Origin of the sequence: Cycloclasticus sp. PY97N (genome assembly GCF_002443175.1) — a bacterium.
In the GTDB taxonomy this organism is placed as follows: domain Bacteria; phylum Pseudomonadota; class Gammaproteobacteria; order Methylococcales; family Cycloclasticaceae; genus Cycloclasticus; species Cycloclasticus pugetii.
Map to the genome: position 1 here is coordinate 1,557,688 of NZ_CP023664.1, position 17,955 is coordinate 1,575,642.

Genomic DNA, 17,955 nt, shown 5'->3' on the forward strand with positions numbered 1-17,955 from the left:
TTAACTCCGCCTAGCTAAATGGTAGCGTTTTAAAATTTTTAGCAATTTTGTAGGCTGATGGTTCTTTTTCCAGACCCCCGCTGTATATTTACTTGCTTCAGCCCATGTTGGGTACACATGAATCGTTGCTAATATTTTATTTAAGCCCAACCCATGCTTCATGGCTAAAACAAACTCAGGCAGTATTTCACCAGCATGTTCTCCAACAATGGTAACGCCTAAAATATGATCTTTTCCTGCTGCAGTTAGCACTTTAACAAACCCTTCTGTTTTACCCTCTACAATGGCTCTATCAAGTTCATTAAACTCAAATTTTGTTGTCTCTATTTGCAAGCCCGCCGCTTTTGCTGATTGCTCGTTATAACCCACACTGGCTATTTCTGGCTCTGTAAAGGTCACCCTTGGGATCACCCTTCGGTCTGCTTTAAAACGCCAAAAATCACCAAATAAACTATTCACAACGCTATACCAAGCAAAATGTGCAGCGGTATGGGTAAATTGGTAAGGCCCAGCGACATCTCCACAAGCGTATATGGTGGGCACATGGGTTCTCATGTATTTATCGACCTTTATCGTACCCGATTGTGTTAATTGAACCCCAAGCTCTTGCAAACCTAAACCAGCAACATTGGCCTCTCGTCCAACAGCAAAGAGTACCGCATCAAAAATAAGTTTTAACGGCTTACCTTGTGCCGATTTAAGCGTGGCGACACATTGATTATTGTCCATTGCGAAGGAATCAACCGAATATTGTAGTTTTAATTCAACACCATCGTGTTCCAAATGAGTCATTAACACACCGACTGACTCTTCATCCTCAGACGGCATAATGCGATCGGCGTTATCAATAAGGGTTACCTTGCTGCCTAATCTACTAAAACTCTGACCCAATTCACAACCAATAGGCCCAGCCCCAACAACAAGAAGGTGTTTCGGTTGTTCACGCAATGACCAGATTGTGTCCGATGTGTAATAAGGAACTTGATCAACCCCTTCAATCGTTGGTATCCGTGGTTTAGCACCGGTCGCAACAATAATATGTCGGCTGCTAATGATTCGATCGCCAACGGCTATTTCCCAAGGTGATAACACACGCGCTTCAGCTTGCATACACTCAACACCCAATTGAGTGTAACGTTCTACAGAATCATGCGGTTCAATTTGCTTGATAACCGACGATACACGCTCCATAACCTCAGCAAAATCAAATTCTGCCGAAGCACTGTTTATACCATAGTGCTTACTTCTGCTTAATTCTGCTAAAAAACGGCTAGACTTAATCAGTGATTTTGAGGGCACACAACCACTATAGAGGCAATCGCCCCCCATTTTATTTTTTTCAATTAACAAGACTTTAGCGTTTACTGCTGCTGCAAGATAAGCGCTTACTAACCCCGCAGAACCACCACCGATTACAACTAAGTTATAATCAAAAACCTTAGGTTTTTTATAGGACGTTAAAATTTTATAACGTCGAATAATAGTCGGCACGGTTTTGGCGAATAAGGGAAATAGCCCCAGTAACGCAAATGAAATAGCGACTGCTGGCGATAAAACATCTGACACCTGTTCAACCTTAGTTAATTGCGTACCTGCATTAACAAACAATATTGTGGCTGGCAACATACCTATTTGACTAACCCAAAAATAGCTCCTTAATTTAATAGGTGTCAGCCCCATTAACAGGTTAACAAGCCAAAATGGAAACAGCACAATTAAACGTAATGTAAAAAGGTAAAAAGCCCCTTCTTTTTTGATCCCGGCATTTACATCGGTAAGTTTATCGGAAAATTTTAGCTGCACTGTCTCCTTCAAAATATAACGAGACAATAAAAAAGCTAAACTCGCCCCTATTGTTGATGCAAATGAAACTAATATAACGCCCCAAAACAAACCAAAAATTGCACCCGCCGCCAAGGTCAGAATACTAGCTCCCGGTATAGAAATAGCCGTTGAAATAATATAAAAAACAAAAAACCAAGCGGAAGTTTGCCAGGGGTTTGCAATGTAATAAGCGGCTAATTCATCGTTTTTTTCTTTTAAAACAGTTAAATCGATATATTGATCAAAACCTAACCAATAAAAACCTACAAACAACAACGCTAGAAGGCCTATTAAGCAAACTTTTCGCGATTTAAACATCCATATATTCCCAGCTTCGCCACCCAGCAAATTCTGGATAATAAAGCCCTAACATAATAGGTCGCGACTCCTTTTTGCTCATCAATTGGGCATAACGTTCAAGTTGAGCCTTATATCGTGTCACTTCAGCGTCCAAAAACTGCTCCTTATCATCGTCATCATGGCGGCTTGTTTTAAAATCAATAATCCAACGTTTACCCTCATCAACAAAGGTTCTGTCTAATCGGTAATGAATGATCGCTTCATCCACTACTCCTGACAGCGATAATTCAAACTGACTATCTTCATGCTGATTATTAAGAACCCATTGACCACGCGAATCTTTCACACAAACATCAAGAACGTGTAAAACACGCTTAGTAGCTTCATCAAGGTGCCGAGGTAAGACGCCAAGCTCTACAAGTTGCTGTTGAACCTTTACTCGCATCATTCCATCATCAACTTTTAAACAGCCTTGCTCACCCATTATTTGCATCCATTGATGACAAACAGTCCCGACCGATGCGGCTAAATCTGAGGCCCAATCATATTCAATGATATTTGTTTGTAGCCGTATCCTATTATCTAAACCATGCTGATAATCCAGCATTGAATAATCTTTTTTATCAATATCGTATATATTTATTTTCTTTAAATAACAATTTGTTAGAGCCTTATTATCATCTAGTTTGTTATCTGAAAATTTAATAACAACCTCATCTTTAATTGTCGGCCAAAGCAAACCAAGTAAGGTATTACTCGCAGGCGTTTTAGCCTCTTGTGTTTTTTCGTTAAGCGTTAAGCAAAAACTTAAATGTAATTGTTTTTTAGCACGGGTCGCCGCCACATATAACAATCGCTGACTTTCATGAATGGCCTTTTCCTGCTCTACCCTATTTAAATAATTAACAATGGCATCATCCTCGTTCGCCCCCACTTCCTTAAGGGGTGCAATCATTAACTCACTACCTCCCGCTATCTCCGAAGGGCGTTCTAGCCAAGACAATAAACGTGACTCATCTCGCCCTGAGCGTCTATCTAAGCCCGGCAAAATTACATGATCAAACTCCAAACCTTTAGCTTTATGTATCGTCATTATCTGTAATGTATCAGGCGCTTGTGTGTTTGGAGCTGCGTACAGTTTATCAATCTGCTCTTCAAGCTCTGTGATATCAACACTGCCTTTATCAAGCTCTAACATTTGCAAACACTCAAAAAACCGTTCGCAATCGGCTAAATCAGCAGCAGACGATAAACCCTCAGGGCCTAACAACTCAGACCATAAACCAAGTATTGAGTCGGTCACACTCATCTGTTCTCGATACGAGAGTGCAACCTTAAAATGTGATACCACATGGGCAATACTCCTTTGCCCGTCTTGCGATAATTCCTGTATCCGTTCACTGTGTTGTATTAACTGCCAGACCGTTTCATTCGTTTCGCCTTCTAGTAACAAATGCATATCTACCAAACTTAGAACACACCATGGCGCACGTAATACGGATAACCACGCCAACCGATCTGCCGGGTGTAAATAGGCTCGTGTCAGGGACATTAAATCAATCACTGTTTGTCGTGTATTAAGTGGGTCAATATCACTGGCTTGATAAGCCACAGATGCCTCATTTAACGCGATAACCAACTCACTTAAGCTCTTACGCCCTCGAACCAACACACCGATTGACTCATTAGGCGATGTTTGTTGAATCTGCTGAATTAAGGCTAATAAGCCTTTACCCTCTTGAACTCTGCTTTCATACGGGTAATATTGAACGCCATTAGTTGCAGCTTGTGCTGTTTTAAATGCTATTGAAACTTTATAAGAAATAGCACCACTGAATATATTATCACTTGGCGGCATAATCCGGCTAAACGCCTCATTTACCCAGTTAATAACCCCTTCTTGCGAGCGAAAATTAACCGCAATATTAACCGGTTTAATATTCTTAACTTCACCCAAACCATCTTGCTGAGTTTTTAAAAACAAGCCAACCTCAGCCTGACGAAACCGATAAATAGATTGCATCGGGTCACCCACCAAAAATAATGTTCGCCCATCGCCTTCTTGCCAACCTGCCACTAAATCTTTTAATAACATAAATTGAGTTTCAGACGTGTCTTGAAACTCATCAACAAGCATGTGTTGCAGTTGGTAATCTAGCTTTAAACCAACATCGGTCATTCCGCTCGCATCATGAATCGCTCGACTGGCACTTAATGACACTTCACAAAAATCAACACAACCCATCTGTTGAAACACCAATCGTAAATGAGCAACGGCTTGCGGCAAGATCAATAATAAAGCTTGAATAATTTGCCACTGTTGATCGCTATATCCTGGACTTGGCAGGTAACGCAACCAAGCCATCGCTTCGGTTAATTCATCATTTTCTTGTAAGGCCAACAACAACGCTTTGTAGTCATTCTTTTTATCTGTGTACAGAGCCTTTTGATCTTTATTACTGGCTTGACTGACGGGTGGAAAACCCATTTTTGCATCTGCTTGTTTACGCCAAGTTCCCGCACCGGTGAGCAAAAAGTCCCTCAAGATTAACCAATCATTTAATGAATCAGCCGAGGTGTCCAACTCATCAAGGTGTTCAGCCAAGTAACACACAGGTGACGCTTTATCACTTAAATTAGTTGCCGCAAACTGTAGTAAATCTTTTAGAACATCTGCTTGCTGTTGACTCAGATGCCGCACAATATCAGCCAGTGTTGACTCGACCGTTTGCGTTAAAACGTTTTCTAATGCTTCACGTTTAGCTGCATCAGAGTCACTCATTAAGACGTGGCGTAGCCATTGGTCTCTTGAAGCTAACATCGATGAAATTAAATCTTCAGCTCGTGACAAATGGTTATCCACATGAGTTAACAGTAACCTTATCGCTTCGCCAACACGGTCATTACTGTCAAGTTCTTTTAAACAGTTGCTAGCTGCTTGAGTGTATAGAGAACTGGCATCTTGTTGAATGTTGGGCAAAGAACCAAACTGTGCAGTAATTGGCATTTGCTTCACTAAGTGCGCACACAATGAATCAATGGTTTGCACTCGTAAACGGTTTGGGTTTTGTAACAGATGCCATTGTAAGGCTTCATCACGCTCGAGCACTTTTGCAGCAACTAACCATGTTTGTGCTTCAAACTCATTCTCAGGACAAGGCTTGGTCGCTAGCTTAATCGACTCTATGATACGCAGGTGCATTTCAGCCGCTGCTTTTTTCGTGAAGGTAATCGCTAAAATTTCTTCAGGGTTATTAACAATACTTAGTAAATGCAAAAACCTTAGCGTTAATAAACTGGTTTTTCCCGAACCGGCAGGCGCTTGAACGATAAACGATTGGTTAACATCCAGCACCTCTTGTCGTTGAGCAATATCATGCGGTTTACTCATCTTCAGCAGCCCTTTGCGTTATTTGTTCATTAATACGGCATAGACTAGTCAAATCACAATATTGGCAAGCCTTGGCCGTTGGGCTCACACGTGCATTAGCTGTAACAAACTCATCGGACAAACCACCCAACACTGTACGCCAATGACCCATTTGACTATTCCATTGATCATAGTCTGCTTTTACTTTTTTATCCGCTAAGTTTTTTAATGTAGAAAAGTGATCGTCACTATCCGTTAAACCTTGATACTGAGTTTGGCCTTTTTTAAGTTGTGCAAAACTGATGCTACCTACATTACCTTCACTAAATACACTATACAGTGGTAATTGTGGCTCTTCAGGCCGCAGACCAAACCAACTATTAATACTGCAATCACCTGTTTTATAATCAATAATCGCTAATGAACCATCTGGTAGCTTATCCACACGATCAATAATGGTGTTAAGTTGTAATTCTCCAACGCTTAACAACTGCTTTAATTCCGTTGCAATAACCTCAAACGGCTCTCGTTGGCGATCTATGTTCAGCCATGCCATTAATAATTGCGTGATTCTTTCGGTTTCTAGCTGACCCAGTGCTTTCTTTAAAATAGCGGTCCGTTTACTTTCAGTTTGAACGACAGCCGTCACAATCGCTTTGACCAGCTCATATTGTTCATCAACTGATAAATCACATAAGGCTTTATGCGTTTTAATCTTCGTCCATAGCTCTTCTAAACTTCGATGTACAAGACTACCGCGTAAGCGTGCATCTATTCCTGGCTCAGGCTCTTGTAAAGCGTTCGTTTGCAAACGAAAATGCACATAAGCTTTAAATGGACACGCGGCTTGATCTTTCAATATGCTGACACCACCGCGCACTGTTTCGCTTTTTTCTAGCAATGGCCCGGAAACATCTTCAATCCATTTAAAATTCTTATTACCTACTCGGTGTTCAATTGGATTCACGGGTAGTTGTTGTAATAACTGCTCCTTTGTTATCACAGGGTAACCTTCTATCAGTGAGCTCTTTGCTTGTAGTGTTTCATCCTTAACATGAGAAAAACTAAACACCACTGTTTTTGCTGAGCGAGCCCAGTTTTTTGTGATTATTTTCGCATGTTGATATTGGTGTTCAGCAGATGATTGAACCAAACCTTTATTGCGCTGTTCGGCAAGCGGTAAAAAAGGGCTAGGGTTTGGCGATTGTGGCCATGTTTTATCATCTAAACCACACACCCATAACGCATCAAACGTATGTCCTGATGCCTCCATTAAACCCATTATTTGAATCGCTGCTGTTGGGGTTTCAGGTTGAAAAACACGTTCAAGTAGTATTTTTCGTAATGCATTTAGTGCCGTTTCAAAGGTGATTACACTATACACCTCATCCAAGGTTGAAAAACTTTTCAACACATCGTCCCACACTTGGAATACTTGGTATTCTGTGGAGCTTAATACTCGATCGCCTTGCACCCCCATGGTGGCTAAAAAAGACCTAAACAGCTGTACCCAGTCTGACGGCAGCACACGGTTTGGCTTTGCCTCTAGTAGCTCTATTACCTCATTTAAACACTTAAGCAGTAACGGGCATAAAGACTCATCGTCTTTAGGTGCCTGAAGACTATTGCGTAACTGCTTGACCGAGCAGGACAAGATGCCTTTTTTACGTAGAACAACTTCCAATCGTGCGCGCTGACCCCATTCCTTTTGCCCCGCCGTAATAAAAGAAGAACGAAGCAATAGACACAGTTCACTAAAAGTTATTGGTTGGCTACAAAATTGTAACAACCGAAGGCTTTGTTGAATGGGAGAATAGCTTAATAAAGACTGGCCCAACGACACGTTATATGGTTTTTCAAAAGGTACATCTACTGGGTAAACAACACTGGGATAAAAAACCGTTTTAAAGGCTGACTCAATCGATTCTCGCATGACTTCTAAATCTGGCACGACTATACCGATCATATTGTCAGGGTTTTCATCCAAACGCTCTCTTGCCCATTGCGCCATTAGCTTCACTTCTTCTTTACGATCAATAGCTTTAAGCACATGCGTCTGGTTTGTAGCAGCCTCTGCAGAAAACTCGCTAAGTTGATGCCCTTTCTCTATTAACAATGCATGCAATGACTGTTGTGTCGGCGTATAAATTTCAAACCCTGAAAAAATAATCTGATTTGGCAATGGCAAACAATCTTGATCTACCAATTCACTTACCGTTTTTATTAACTGCGCACGATCTATCCAAGCTGATTTATTTAATTCATCTTTATACGCATCATGCCATTGGTTAAACGAGGCCATATCAACACCGGTAGAAATATCATTCACCGCGTTTTCAGCGATCATCCATTGCAGGCTTAGTTGTCTGGCTTTACTGGCTGCTTTGGCCGTTGCTGGTACGTTTAATAACTCAGCACCCAAGGTCTGTCGTATAACACGTTCCCAAATAACTAGCGCTTGTTCCTGTGTTAATAGAGTTTTATTCACTAACGAAGCCGATGCCTCATTGCTTTGCAGATCAAACCGTCGTTGCCAGCACTGTAATAACCAAACATCAAACGACATAATCATAGGCGAATCCCAGACAGCCGCACCTTCATCCACTAGCGCTTGTTCAACCCGACTTGTTAAGTGTCGTGATAAACGCTGATTCACGGTAATCACGACTGCGCCCTGTTTTATTGCTTTAAAAAAATCTGAAAAATTCATTTAACTAGCGTATCAAAATCCATCTATTAAATCAGAACAACAGCCTCATTATGAGGCTACTTAATGAGTCCATTATCATTGAATTCTAATTCTCCCTTAATACGCCTAAAAACTGCCTTAAAAATGATCCATATTAAAAAAACCACAAGTATTTATATTTTCTATTTGCAACCGTCTTAATCCTTGTAGTAGTGTGGGTTCTCAGCAGTATTGTGCCCCTTAAAGAAGCCCTTGGTTGATCTCTTATTTGATGTTTTCCATGATTATTTATTGGCAAGTTTAGGTTTGGCTATTGGACTCTATATCAGGTTATTCTTATAAAAGTCTCAATAAACACCAACACTTACAGTACACAACTGTTCAAAATAACTGACCTACAATACGCCACATCTCTTCGTTCTCTATTGTGGATCCACTATTTGCTAGCACTATCGCAATAGATTTTACTGAGGTAAATTATGAATGAACTTAAGTTAGACAATATGCAATCAATGATAGCTGCGGACGAAGTAAGTGCGATTTCATCAGCACTGCTTTCCGAAATATTCCATGGTTTTGAAGAAGCTATTTTAGTTGCCGATACCAATCGACGCCTAGTGTATATGAACTTGGCAGCAGAACGTTTATTTGGTTACTCGAAACAGCAGCTGTATGGAAAAGTGTCCCAAATACTGTATGCAGATGAAAACGATTTTTCAGAACAAGGCCGACATCGCTATAACCTAGCAAGCGAAAAGCCTACAGAAAACTATAGGATTTTATATCGCCGTTCGGACGGAGAAATTTTCCTTGGCGTAACAACAGGGACCATTATGCATTCTTCTGATGGAGCTGTCATTGGATTTTTAGGCCTTATCCGCCCTGCACGCTCAGCCGACCAATCTTTAGATGCCCTGCAAAAAATTCACAATGTAACCTCTGACCTTAGCTTAAGTTATGAGCAAAAAATAGAATCATTATTGACCATTGGCCTTAATCATTTTGGTCTGGAAACAGCCATAATGTCTCATATTGCAGGCAATGTGTATACGGTTGAAAACTGCGTCGATTTTAATGGTCAATTAAAGCCAAAAACACAATTTGACCTAGAGGGAACTTACTGTGTTCACACATTAAAAGAAAATAAAACTGTTGGCTTTCATTTTGTAGGTAAGAGTCAAATTCAAAACCACCCTTGCTACAAGAACTTCCAATTAGAATCATACATAGGCACGCCATTAAAACTGGATGGCAAACTCTATGGAACCGTAAATTTCACCAGCTCCTCTCCTGTAGACCCTTTTTGTAAGGACGACTACATCTTGATGCAGTTACTCTCTGATACCTTCAGCTACCTGTTATACAAAAAAGTATCAGAAGAAGAATTAGAAACCTTAGCAAGAATTGATGAGTTAACCAGCCTACCTAACCGACGAGCCACCTTTGAGCGTCTGCATCAACTCATTGATCAATCCAATAGATTTTTCAAAAAGCTTTGTGTATTGTCTATAGACCTTGATCATTTTAAAAGCATTAATGACAAATACGGACATGCCGCAGGCGATCAAGCATTGGTAGAATTTGCACAAATAGCGTCAGGTATAGGCCGAAAAACTGATTTTTGTGGACGAATCGGGGGAGAAGAATTTATCTTTGTGCTAACTGGTGCAAACATAGAACGTGCAGAGGAATTTGGTAACAAGCTAAGACACACTTTAGCTTTACACCCCGTCAAGCTAAACAGCGAAGAGTTTATTACGATAACTATCAGTGCCGGCGTTGCCATGTTTGACAACAACGAGTCCATTGAAAGCCTCTTAGCTCGCGCTGACGAGGCTATGTACAACGCCAAACAACAAGGTCGAGATCGCGTAATGATTGCACCACCCTCACCTTAGTATAAGGGTAACTAAGTTGAACCTGTGAGCCACAAAACTAATATGGACAAAAGTTATGAATAAACCAATCGCACAACTAGGGCCAAGCACAGATCGAACCGCTAAAACTATCTACATTCTGTATCTGGTAGGGCTTGTTTTTGGTATCACTAGCATCATTGGCATCGTCATGGCCTACCTTAACCAAAACGACTCACCGGAATGGTTAAAAAGCCATTATCGGTTCCAGATTAGGACCTTTTGGATTGGTATTCTCTTTATCCTAGTCGGCACTCTACTAGCCTCCGTTCTAATCGGTTACTTAGTACTAATGTTTTCTGTGGTATGGCTGATTATTCGCTGCATAAAAGGCCTAAAATTACTAGAGCAACAACAAGAGTACCCAAACCCAACAACATGGTTGTTTTAAACTCGTTCAAATAAATATAATGAACTTGCTAATTTTAAAAACGACATGGCCTAAAGAATGTCTACCTACCAAATAAAGCCGGTGACGGATTGATATTTTCATTCGCCAACTAATATCCCGTATGCTAGGGTAAACTTATATAAACGTTATATATTAAGAGATAAAACAATGGACATTTTAATTTTTTTAGCCATTGGTGGCATTGCTGGTTGGTTGGCGGGCACACTGATGAAAGGTAACGGTTTTGGTTTATTAGGCAATATTGTCGTTGGTGTTATTGGCGCTGTCTTTGGTGGGTTTGTCTTTGGTTTGTTAGGTATTTCTGCGGGTGGTTTGATTGGTTCAATCATCACCGCAACTGTGGGCGCGGTATTACTGCTTTTTATTGTCGGCTCAATCAAAAAAAGAGCATAAATAATACCGGTGACTTTATGCCCACACTCAATGTTCATAATTCAATTCTACCCATGACATTCGCTCTTTAAGGTAACCATATGGGATCATGTTGCGACAATAGCTGCACACTAGATGCAAAAGAAGGTAGACAGCGTAGCACGCTAATTAAGGTGCTCTGGATAAATGCCATTATGTTCGTGGTAATAGTAGCTGCTGCCTTTTATGGTCAATCTACAGCGTTAATGTCTGACAGTTTAGATAACCTAGGCGACGCACTAACCTATGCTCTAAGTTTATTTGCAGTATCTAAAGGACCCGAACTAAAAGCCCGCATTGCACTTTTCAAAGGTGGGCTAATCTTTATTGCCGCGAGTGTTGTTATCGCCCAGATAATATATCGACTAGTAACGCCCACCCTGCCAGTTTACGAAGTAATGAGTATTTTTAGTATTGCCGGCTTACTGGCCAATGGCTTATGCCTTTTACTACTTTGGCAACATCGGCACGAGGATATAAATATGAGCTCTGTGTTTGAGTGCTCACGAAATGATATCGCATCTAACTTATCTGTTCTTTTAGCAGCCCTTGGCGTGTGGTTTTTTAATTCTGGGATTCCCGATATTATCATTGCCTCTTTCTTGGCCATTATTTTATTAAGATCGTCTGCACATGTTATAAAAGGTGCCTTGGCTGAATTATCAAACCCCACATAAAGGTTGTTTTAAGTGGCTTATTTACACAAAAATAGCTCACCGTCCCTAAAGTCTAGCCCTCAAAAAAGAGCCTCATCTCAACGACTAAGGCTCAAAACAGTTTAACAAGTATTATTTAAGTATCGGCTAAAGGTTGTGAAACCTTATAGAACAGACAGCTGTCTCCACTTAATAGCTACGCTTTTTTCAAATGATAATTATTAAAGTCTGGTTGACTCATTTCTTTTGCATAACGTTGTGGTGACCACGGCCACAATAATGGCACACCGTTATCATCTAAATACCAACTTTGGCAACCTGTCGTCCAAATGGTGCCCGGGAGCGCTTCATGAACTGTTTTATAAAAATCATCAACAGCTTCTTGTTTAGGCTCAATATAATCAAAAACACCTTCCATATATTTTTGAATACATTTCATGATATAGCTGCTTTGCGTCTCGGCAATGGCAATTAATGAATAGTTCCCTATAGGGCTATTGGGGCCATTTAACATAAAAAAATTGGGGAAATTTGGAATAGTAATCGCACGAAAAGCACGCGGGCCGCTTTCCCATGCCTCGGATAATGTTGTGTTATTCGTGCCTTGCATGGTCATCGGGCGCATAAAAGCAAAACCATCAAACCCTGTCGCTTGTACGATAAGATCAAGCTCATGCAAGACGCCATCTTTAGTACGGATACCTTTTGCTTCAATTTTATCGATGCCTTCTGTCACTAAGTCAACGTTCGGTTTTTGAATGGCTGGATAAAAGCTGGTGGACATCACAAGGCGCTTACAGCCAGGTTCATAATTAGGCGTTAACTTAGCGCGCAACACAGGGTCTTTCACATGATTTAAATTCCATTCGCACAACTTATTGAGTATTGAACGATTCCAACCAGGCTTAACCGTTGCAACACCGACTGTTCTTTCTTGCATAAACTTATAAAGCCGGTAAAGAGACTTCCCAAGAACAGGAAACCGTTTAACCGAACGAATCCACAGTTTAGAATAAGCCTTATCAGGAATCGGGAAAATCCATTGCGGCGTACGTTGAAATAAAGTCAACTTTTTAGCAACCTTAGATAAAGGATCGATCATTTGGGTGCCTGTTGACCCCCCGCCAATCACACCAATCCTTTTACCTGATAACTCAACGTCATGATTCCAGCGTGCCGTATGAAAAACATCGCCTTCGAAGTTCTCAATACCTTCAAATTTAGGTTCGTTGATCTTATGTAACACCCCAGTTGCCGCCACAATAAAGTCAGCGGTATCTGTTTTTCCACTGGCCGTTTCAACATGCCATTGCCCATCTTTGTGCTGGGTATTGGTTATTTCTTCATTAAAGGTTGTGTAACTTGCCAATTGGTACTTTTCAAAAACTCGCTCAAAATAGGCTTGAATTTCTGACCCCGGGGGAAAACGCCGCGTCCAATGTGGGTTAGGCTCGAAGCTGTACGTATAAAAATAAGATGGTATATCACATGCAATTCCAGGATAGGTGTTTTCACGCCAGGTGCCACCTATAGTGCTACGTTTTTCATAAATACTAAAATTTGTTAGCCCCGCCTTTAGTAAGTTAATGCCCATTAAGATACCCGACATACCGGCACCCATAATAATCACCCGTGGTTCCTTAACGCCTCCATCCTTTAACGCTTTAATTGTTTTTATCGTTGACATGCCTAGCCCTTAGTTATTGTTTTAATTCTTATATTACAAATTCTAACACTCATTATAAAAACTTTTTTAGCTAATGATATTAAATATTAGCAAAAAGTTATACGCTTACTAAAATGATGAAGAATATCTGATGAATACTACGTAGTGGTTTATGGTTTACTATCAATAAATAAAGGAGGCAGTAATGGCAAGCATACGAAGTCAGTTATTAGCGAAGGTTTTGCGAATGACCATTAAAAGGAAATTCACAGCCAGTCGTAATTTGGTTCAAGAACGCGATAACATGGACAAGTTAGCAGTCATGAGCGTCAAACCGGAACGAGGGCGAGTGACTACCTTAGGGGGTGTTCCCGGCGAATGGCATGAAGCGCAATTAGGCAGTAAAGAAACGACTATTTTATATTTGCATGGTGGTGGCTACGTGGTTGGATCGCCTACCAGCCATAGAGGCTTGGCAGCCATGTTAGCTAATTTAGCTCAAGCAAGGGTATTTGTTTTAGATTACCGTTTAGCACCAGAAGCCCCCTTCCCAGCTGCACTGGACGATGCAGTGTCTGCATATAAAGCCTTGTTAGATGACGGCAAAGATCCGAAAAAAATTGTTATTGCAGGTGATTCAGCCGGTGGAGGGCTTACTATTTCACTGATGCTTGCCTTAAAAGAGCAGTCCATCCCATTACCGGCTACAGGTATCTGCCTGTCTCCTTGGGTCGACTTAAGCTTTTCTGGTGACTCGATGCAAACGAATGCCAAGGCAGATGCAATTTTATGTAAGGAATCCTTAACATGGTTAGCTGATCAATACCTTGGTGATGTAGCCGCGGATGACCGACGAGTTTCACCTCTTTTTGCCGAGCTAAACGGACTCCCTCCCCTATTAATTCAAGTTGGCAGTGATGAGGTATTACTGGACGATGCCGTCCGTTTGAACAAATTTGCAAAAAAAGCAGGTGTCGATACAACGCTTGAAGTTTGGCATGGCCAAGTTCATGTCTGGCAGTTAATGTCCAGATTGATTCCAGAAGCGCACCAAGCCATTCATTCGATAGGGACTTTTATCAAAACCCATATAGATGATTAAAGGGCTAATTATTAACGTAACGTCATTAATAAAACGACTCAACTATGTGCCATTTAAACGAGCTACGAGTAATTAATGACAGACATTTATATAGCTTTTGTATGGACTATTCCCACTTTTATGGTTTATATATAGGGCAGTTCAAACGTTAGATTCAACGCATATAAAAATATAATAACAATAAAAAATTTTCTCAGAACAGCAATAAAAGCTCGAAGTAGCTTAATTGGAAAGAACCTCCAAACCTAAAATAAAAACTTAATACTACAAAGAATGAGGCAACGATGAGTACAAAAAAACAGTTACACTTTGGGGCTTTTATGCGCCCAGCCAGCATCCATAGTTGCAGTTGGCGCTACCCTGATGCATTTTCAGATGCAAACTTTAACTTTAAACACCATATTCGTTTTGCGCAAACCTTAGAGAAAGGGCTTTTTGATGCCATCTTTATGGCGGACCACGTTTCATTGTTAAACATGCCCGATGAGGCATTAAAACGAAGTGCAACTGTTGTATCCCTTGAACCTCTAACCCTACTGCCTGCGCTTGCTGCCGTTACAGAACATATAGGCCTAATTGCTACCGCATCCACAACCTACAACCAGCCTTACCATATTGCACGAAAATTTGCCTCGCTAGACCACATCAGTGAAGGGCGAGCTGGCTGGAATGTTGTGACCTCTTCTAACCCGTTAGAAGCCCTTAATTTTGGTTTACCAGAAGCAGTAGAACACGACGAGCGCTATAAACGCGGACGAGAGTGTTATGAGGTGGTTACGAAACTATGGGATAGCTGGGAAGATGACGCTATTCTTAGAAACACTGAAACGGGCATATTTGCAGACCTTGATAAATTGCACCCACCTAAACATAAAGGTGAATTTTATGCTGTTGAAGGTGCTTTAAATGTTGCACGCCCGGTTCAGGGCTGGCCTCTTATAGTCCAAGCTGGCGCCTCTGAAGCAGGACGCCAGTTTGCCTCAGAAGTAGCAGAAATGGTCTTTTCAGCTGCTAGTACACTAAGTACCGCACAAGAATATTATGCCGATATAAAATCACGCGCTAAAGCCTACGGAAGAAACCCAGATCATCTTAAAGTTTTCCCTGGTTGCTTTGTTATTATTGGTGATACCTTAGAGGAAGCAAAAAATAAAAAACGTCAACTAGATAGCATGGTTGACCCTAGCACAGGCATGGGCTCTTTATCCATTTTGTTAGGATGTGATGCTAGCAAGTTTGATCTTGATGGCCCTCTTCCTGAAATACCCGAAACCAACGCAGTTAAATCTGGTCGTCAAAAACTTGTTGATATGGCAAAAGAAGACAATATGACTGTACGCGAATTAGCCCAATATGTAGGCGGCTCTTATGGCTGTTTAGAAATGTTAGGAACCGTCTCAATGATAGCGGACCAAATGGAAGAGTGGCTAAATTCTAATGCCTGTGATGGTTTTAATATCATGTTTCCTTACCTACCTCAGGGCATAGATGATTTTGTTGATAAACTAGTCCCAGAACTACAAAGACGTGGCGTCTATCGAACCAGCTACGAAGGTAATACCTTACGTGAAAACCTTGGCTTACCAAGACCAAAAAATCAGTACTGTGATTGAATCTTTCATCCAACGTTAATACCTTGTTAAGCCGTTAAATTTAGACTGATGAGTCAACAATATAAAGGCCCCGTCTGGGGCCTTTTTTATAGCAGATAATTTAATTAGAGCCGCAGTCTGGTTAAGCTGCAAAAGTGGTTAAGTTGTAAGTAATTTAACTTTATACACGCTCATTTAAACTTAGCCTTGCCTTAATTCAGTCAACAAATTTTCTAAATTTTAACAATAAATAAATATAATATAATACATTATAAAAATCTTTTAACTATATGATAAATATTTAATTTATTAGACCTGTAGTTTATGAAGCGGTTCTAAACCCTCGGCTTTTTTATCTCTTTTTTGCAAGCGCTGACTATGTTCATTAACCAAGCCTGCCAAATCCTCACCTTTCCATTCAATATCATTATTTGAATACAGCGCCTGATTAAGCTGTTCAATTTCTGCTTGTAATTCTTTGCTGCAATACCGGCTTATTTGATCAAGTTCTTTGCTGTTAAATTGTACAAAGCCCCAAGTTATTAACGCCTTTTTTGACTCTTTAGGATCATTCGCTTTACAGGCTTGTTGCAGGTCTTTAATCGCTTTTTTCACTGAGCTATTTTCTTCGTCTATTGAAGAGCTTGAAGAACGTCTAAACCGTCCCTTTATAACCACCCACACAAGAGTAATTAACCAAGCTATTGCAAATATAATAGCTAACCATTTCCAATAATGCTCTGTGGTATTAACCGTTGCTGCCTGATCAAGCCTGTCTATCTCAGTAACTAATTTTTGATTAGGCTCTGTGGCTATAACCTGCGGTATTTCGACCGATTCAAGCGCAACGGCAGTAATGGTCATTTCTGGAATAACGGCTGTTTCAATACGCCCTGTTATTGTATTGAACCAAGGCACCTCTATAGCGGGTAATGTATAGTCCCCAGCCTTAGCAGGAATAATAGCTGCTTTTTGTTCTCTCAACGCTATAACGCCGTCTTCTTCGCTTTGGATTCTTAACAAGGGCTGATCTGGATACACTTTAAGCTGGGAAGACGCTGTATCAGTATTTAACTCTGGTAGTTGACTGGCCGTTACACCTCTCGCCAACATTGTTAACGTTCTAGTTAACGGCTCCCCTACTGTTACGCTTAACTCGTCGTTTGACCAAGTTTGTTGTAAATGAACACTTTTGGCAGCCAACCAATGCTCACCTGTAAAGCTTGCTGGCGCAGGTTGCACATCAACATTAACTGCTTTTGATTGAACCCGTTTAGTTTTTGTACGTTGAGTATTAAACAGACTGCCATTCCATGACCGACCGGCACCGGTAACCACTTGTGCTGTTAATACCGTGGGTGGAATTGTTAATGGCCCGCTTTGTTGAGGAAAAATGGCATATTTACGTTCGAAAACCGAATAATTAACCCCATTTAACTGCTTGTTATACTGCTTATCTTCACCTATTTTTTCAACGATGGCATTGTCGATTGTTGGTTCAGAAAGTGATGCTTTTGAAATTTGCACACGCTGGAATAAACGTACGGTATACAATAATTGAGACTGAACATAAGGCTGCTCTGGCGAAACCTCTACTTGTAAATATAGGTCATCATCAATGTCCACTTTATCGCTTGTGCTGTTTGCTAAAACCATAATGCTCAGCGCTTTTGATACATCATCACCAAATGATATAGCCGGAATTTGTTGTGGACCGGTCTGTTTTGCCATGACATCTAAAGTCCAAGAAATAGACTTTGTTGATCGGCCATTAACCCAAGAAGATTGACTGCTTTTTTGTTGATTTAACACCTCAAACTTATCATCCAATGGGCTAAAGTCCGGATCATCATCAGGCGACTCCTCCATACTAAAAATTAACTTAAAAGATTCGTTAATACTGACTGGATTTCTATCAACAGAGACATTTATATCAAGCGCAATACTATGCGTGCTAACTAGAAAAACTGATATTAAAACAAAGTATTTCAACAGGTTATTTTTCATCATTGCTGCC

At 40.7% G+C, this 17,955-nt stretch carries 11 protein-coding genes; 6 read left to right on the forward strand and 5 right to left on the reverse strand.

What is annotated here, in order from left to right; translation table 11 throughout:
* From CPC19_RS07680 to CPC19_RS07690, 3 genes are read right to left on the reverse strand one after another with little or no spacing between them, the layout of a single operon-like run.
* Window positions 1-2,142: an FAD-dependent oxidoreductase gene (locus CPC19_RS07680; RefSeq protein WP_016390775.1), complete on the reverse strand. Its 2,142-nt coding sequence runs from the start codon at window positions 2,140-2,142 to the stop codon at window positions 1-3.
* Complete coding sequence (locus tag CPC19_RS07685) at window positions 2,135-5,515, reverse strand: exodeoxyribonuclease V subunit beta (RefSeq protein ID WP_016390776.1); 3,381 nt, start codon at window positions 5,513-5,515, stop codon at window positions 2,135-2,137. Before CPC19_RS07685 ends, CPC19_RS07680 begins: the two co-directional genes overlap by 8 nt.
* Complete coding sequence (locus CPC19_RS07690; RefSeq protein WP_016390777.1) at window positions 5,508-8,204, reverse strand: PD-(D/E)XK nuclease family protein; 2,697 nt, start codon at window positions 8,202-8,204, stop codon at window positions 5,508-5,510. Before CPC19_RS07690 ends, CPC19_RS07685 begins: the two co-directional genes overlap by 8 nt.
* Before the next feature lie 458 nt (window positions 8,205-8,662).
* Here CPC19_RS07690 and CPC19_RS07695 point away from each other — a divergent pair, with 458 nt between their 5' ends.
* The 4 genes from CPC19_RS07695 (at window position 8,663) to CPC19_RS07710 (ending at window position 11,599) form a co-directional block, all read left to right on the forward strand.
* Window positions 8,663-10,081 (forward strand): diguanylate cyclase, encoded by a 1,419-nt coding sequence (locus CPC19_RS07695; protein ID WP_016390778.1) that lies wholly within the window; start codon window positions 8,663-8,665, stop codon window positions 10,079-10,081.
* 55 nt (window positions 10,082-10,136) lie between these two features.
* Window positions 10,137-10,490, forward strand: coding sequence for a membrane protein (locus tag CPC19_RS07700; protein ID WP_015005811.1), 354 nt, complete (start codon window positions 10,137-10,139; stop codon window positions 10,488-10,490).
* A gap of 168 nt (window positions 10,491-10,658) precedes the next feature.
* Window positions 10,659-10,904, forward strand: a complete 246-nt coding sequence (locus CPC19_RS07705; RefSeq protein WP_015005810.1) for a GlsB/YeaQ/YmgE family stress response membrane protein — start codon at window positions 10,659-10,661, stop codon at window positions 10,902-10,904.
* A gap of 80 nt (window positions 10,905-10,984) precedes the next feature.
* The gene (locus tag CPC19_RS07710) at window positions 10,985-11,599 is read left to right on the forward strand and encodes a cation transporter (RefSeq protein ID WP_015005809.1); all 615 of its coding nucleotides are present in this window, start codon (window positions 10,985-10,987) and stop codon (window positions 11,597-11,599) included.
* A gap of 175 nt (window positions 11,600-11,774) precedes the next feature.
* Here CPC19_RS07710 and CPC19_RS07715 read toward each other — a convergent pair whose 3' ends face one another.
* Complete coding sequence (locus CPC19_RS07715; RefSeq protein WP_016390779.1) at window positions 11,775-13,265, reverse strand: NAD(P)/FAD-dependent oxidoreductase; 1,491 nt, start codon at window positions 13,263-13,265, stop codon at window positions 11,775-11,777.
* A 184-nt stretch (window positions 13,266-13,449) separates the two neighbouring features.
* Between CPC19_RS07715 and CPC19_RS07720 the strand changes: the two genes are divergently transcribed.
* Both CPC19_RS07720 and CPC19_RS07725 read left to right on the forward strand, forming a co-directional pair.
* On the forward strand, window positions 13,450-14,346 hold the full coding sequence (locus CPC19_RS07720) for an alpha/beta hydrolase (RefSeq protein ID WP_016390780.1): 897 nt from the start codon (window positions 13,450-13,452) through the stop codon (window positions 14,344-14,346).
* A 284-nt stretch (window positions 14,347-14,630) separates the two neighbouring features.
* Entirely contained in the window at window positions 14,631-15,959 is a 1,329-nt protein-coding gene (locus CPC19_RS07725) for an LLM class flavin-dependent oxidoreductase (protein WP_016390781.1), read from the forward strand.
* 288 nt (window positions 15,960-16,247) lie between these two features.
* Here CPC19_RS07725 and CPC19_RS07730 read toward each other — a convergent pair whose 3' ends face one another.
* Complete coding sequence (locus CPC19_RS07730) at window positions 16,248-17,948, reverse strand: BatD family protein (RefSeq protein WP_240183327.1); 1,701 nt, start codon at window positions 17,946-17,948, stop codon at window positions 16,248-16,250.
* Between the last annotated feature and the right edge of the window lie 7 nt (window positions 17,949-17,955).

Bases quoted from the DNA above. Each gene is read 5' to 3' on its own strand.
- CPC19_RS07710 (WP_015005809.1), top strand. From the start codon at position 10,985: ATGGGATCATGTTGCGACAATAGCTGCACACTAGATGCAAAAGAAGGT.
- CPC19_RS07730 (WP_240183327.1), bottom strand. From the start codon at position 17,948: ATGATGAAAAATAACCTGTTGAAATACTTTGTTTTAATATCAGTTTTT.
- CPC19_RS07700 (WP_015005811.1), top strand. From the start codon at position 10,137: ATGAATAAACCAATCGCACAACTAGGGCCAAGCACAGATCGAACCGCT.
- CPC19_RS07705 (WP_015005810.1), top strand. From the start codon at position 10,659: ATGGACATTTTAATTTTTTTAGCCATTGGTGGCATTGCTGGTTGGTTG.
- CPC19_RS07690 (WP_016390777.1), bottom strand. From the start codon at position 8,204: ATGAATTTTTCAGATTTTTTTAAAGCAATAAAACAGGGCGCAGTCGTG.
- CPC19_RS07685 (WP_016390776.1), bottom strand. From the start codon at position 5,515: ATGAGTAAACCGCATGATATTGCTCAACGACAAGAGGTGCTGGATGTT.
- CPC19_RS07695 (WP_016390778.1), top strand. From the start codon at position 8,663: ATGAATGAACTTAAGTTAGACAATATGCAATCAATGATAGCTGCGGAC.
- CPC19_RS07680 (WP_016390775.1), bottom strand. From the start codon at position 2,142: ATGTTTAAATCGCGAAAAGTTTGCTTAATAGGCCTTCTAGCGTTGTTG.
- CPC19_RS07715 (WP_016390779.1), bottom strand. From the start codon at position 13,265: ATGTCAACGATAAAAACAATTAAAGCGTTAAAGGATGGAGGCGTTAAG.
- CPC19_RS07725 (WP_016390781.1), top strand. From the start codon at position 14,631: ATGAGTACAAAAAAACAGTTACACTTTGGGGCTTTTATGCGCCCAGCC.
- CPC19_RS07720 (WP_016390780.1), top strand. From the start codon at position 13,450: ATGGCAAGCATACGAAGTCAGTTATTAGCGAAGGTTTTGCGAATGACC.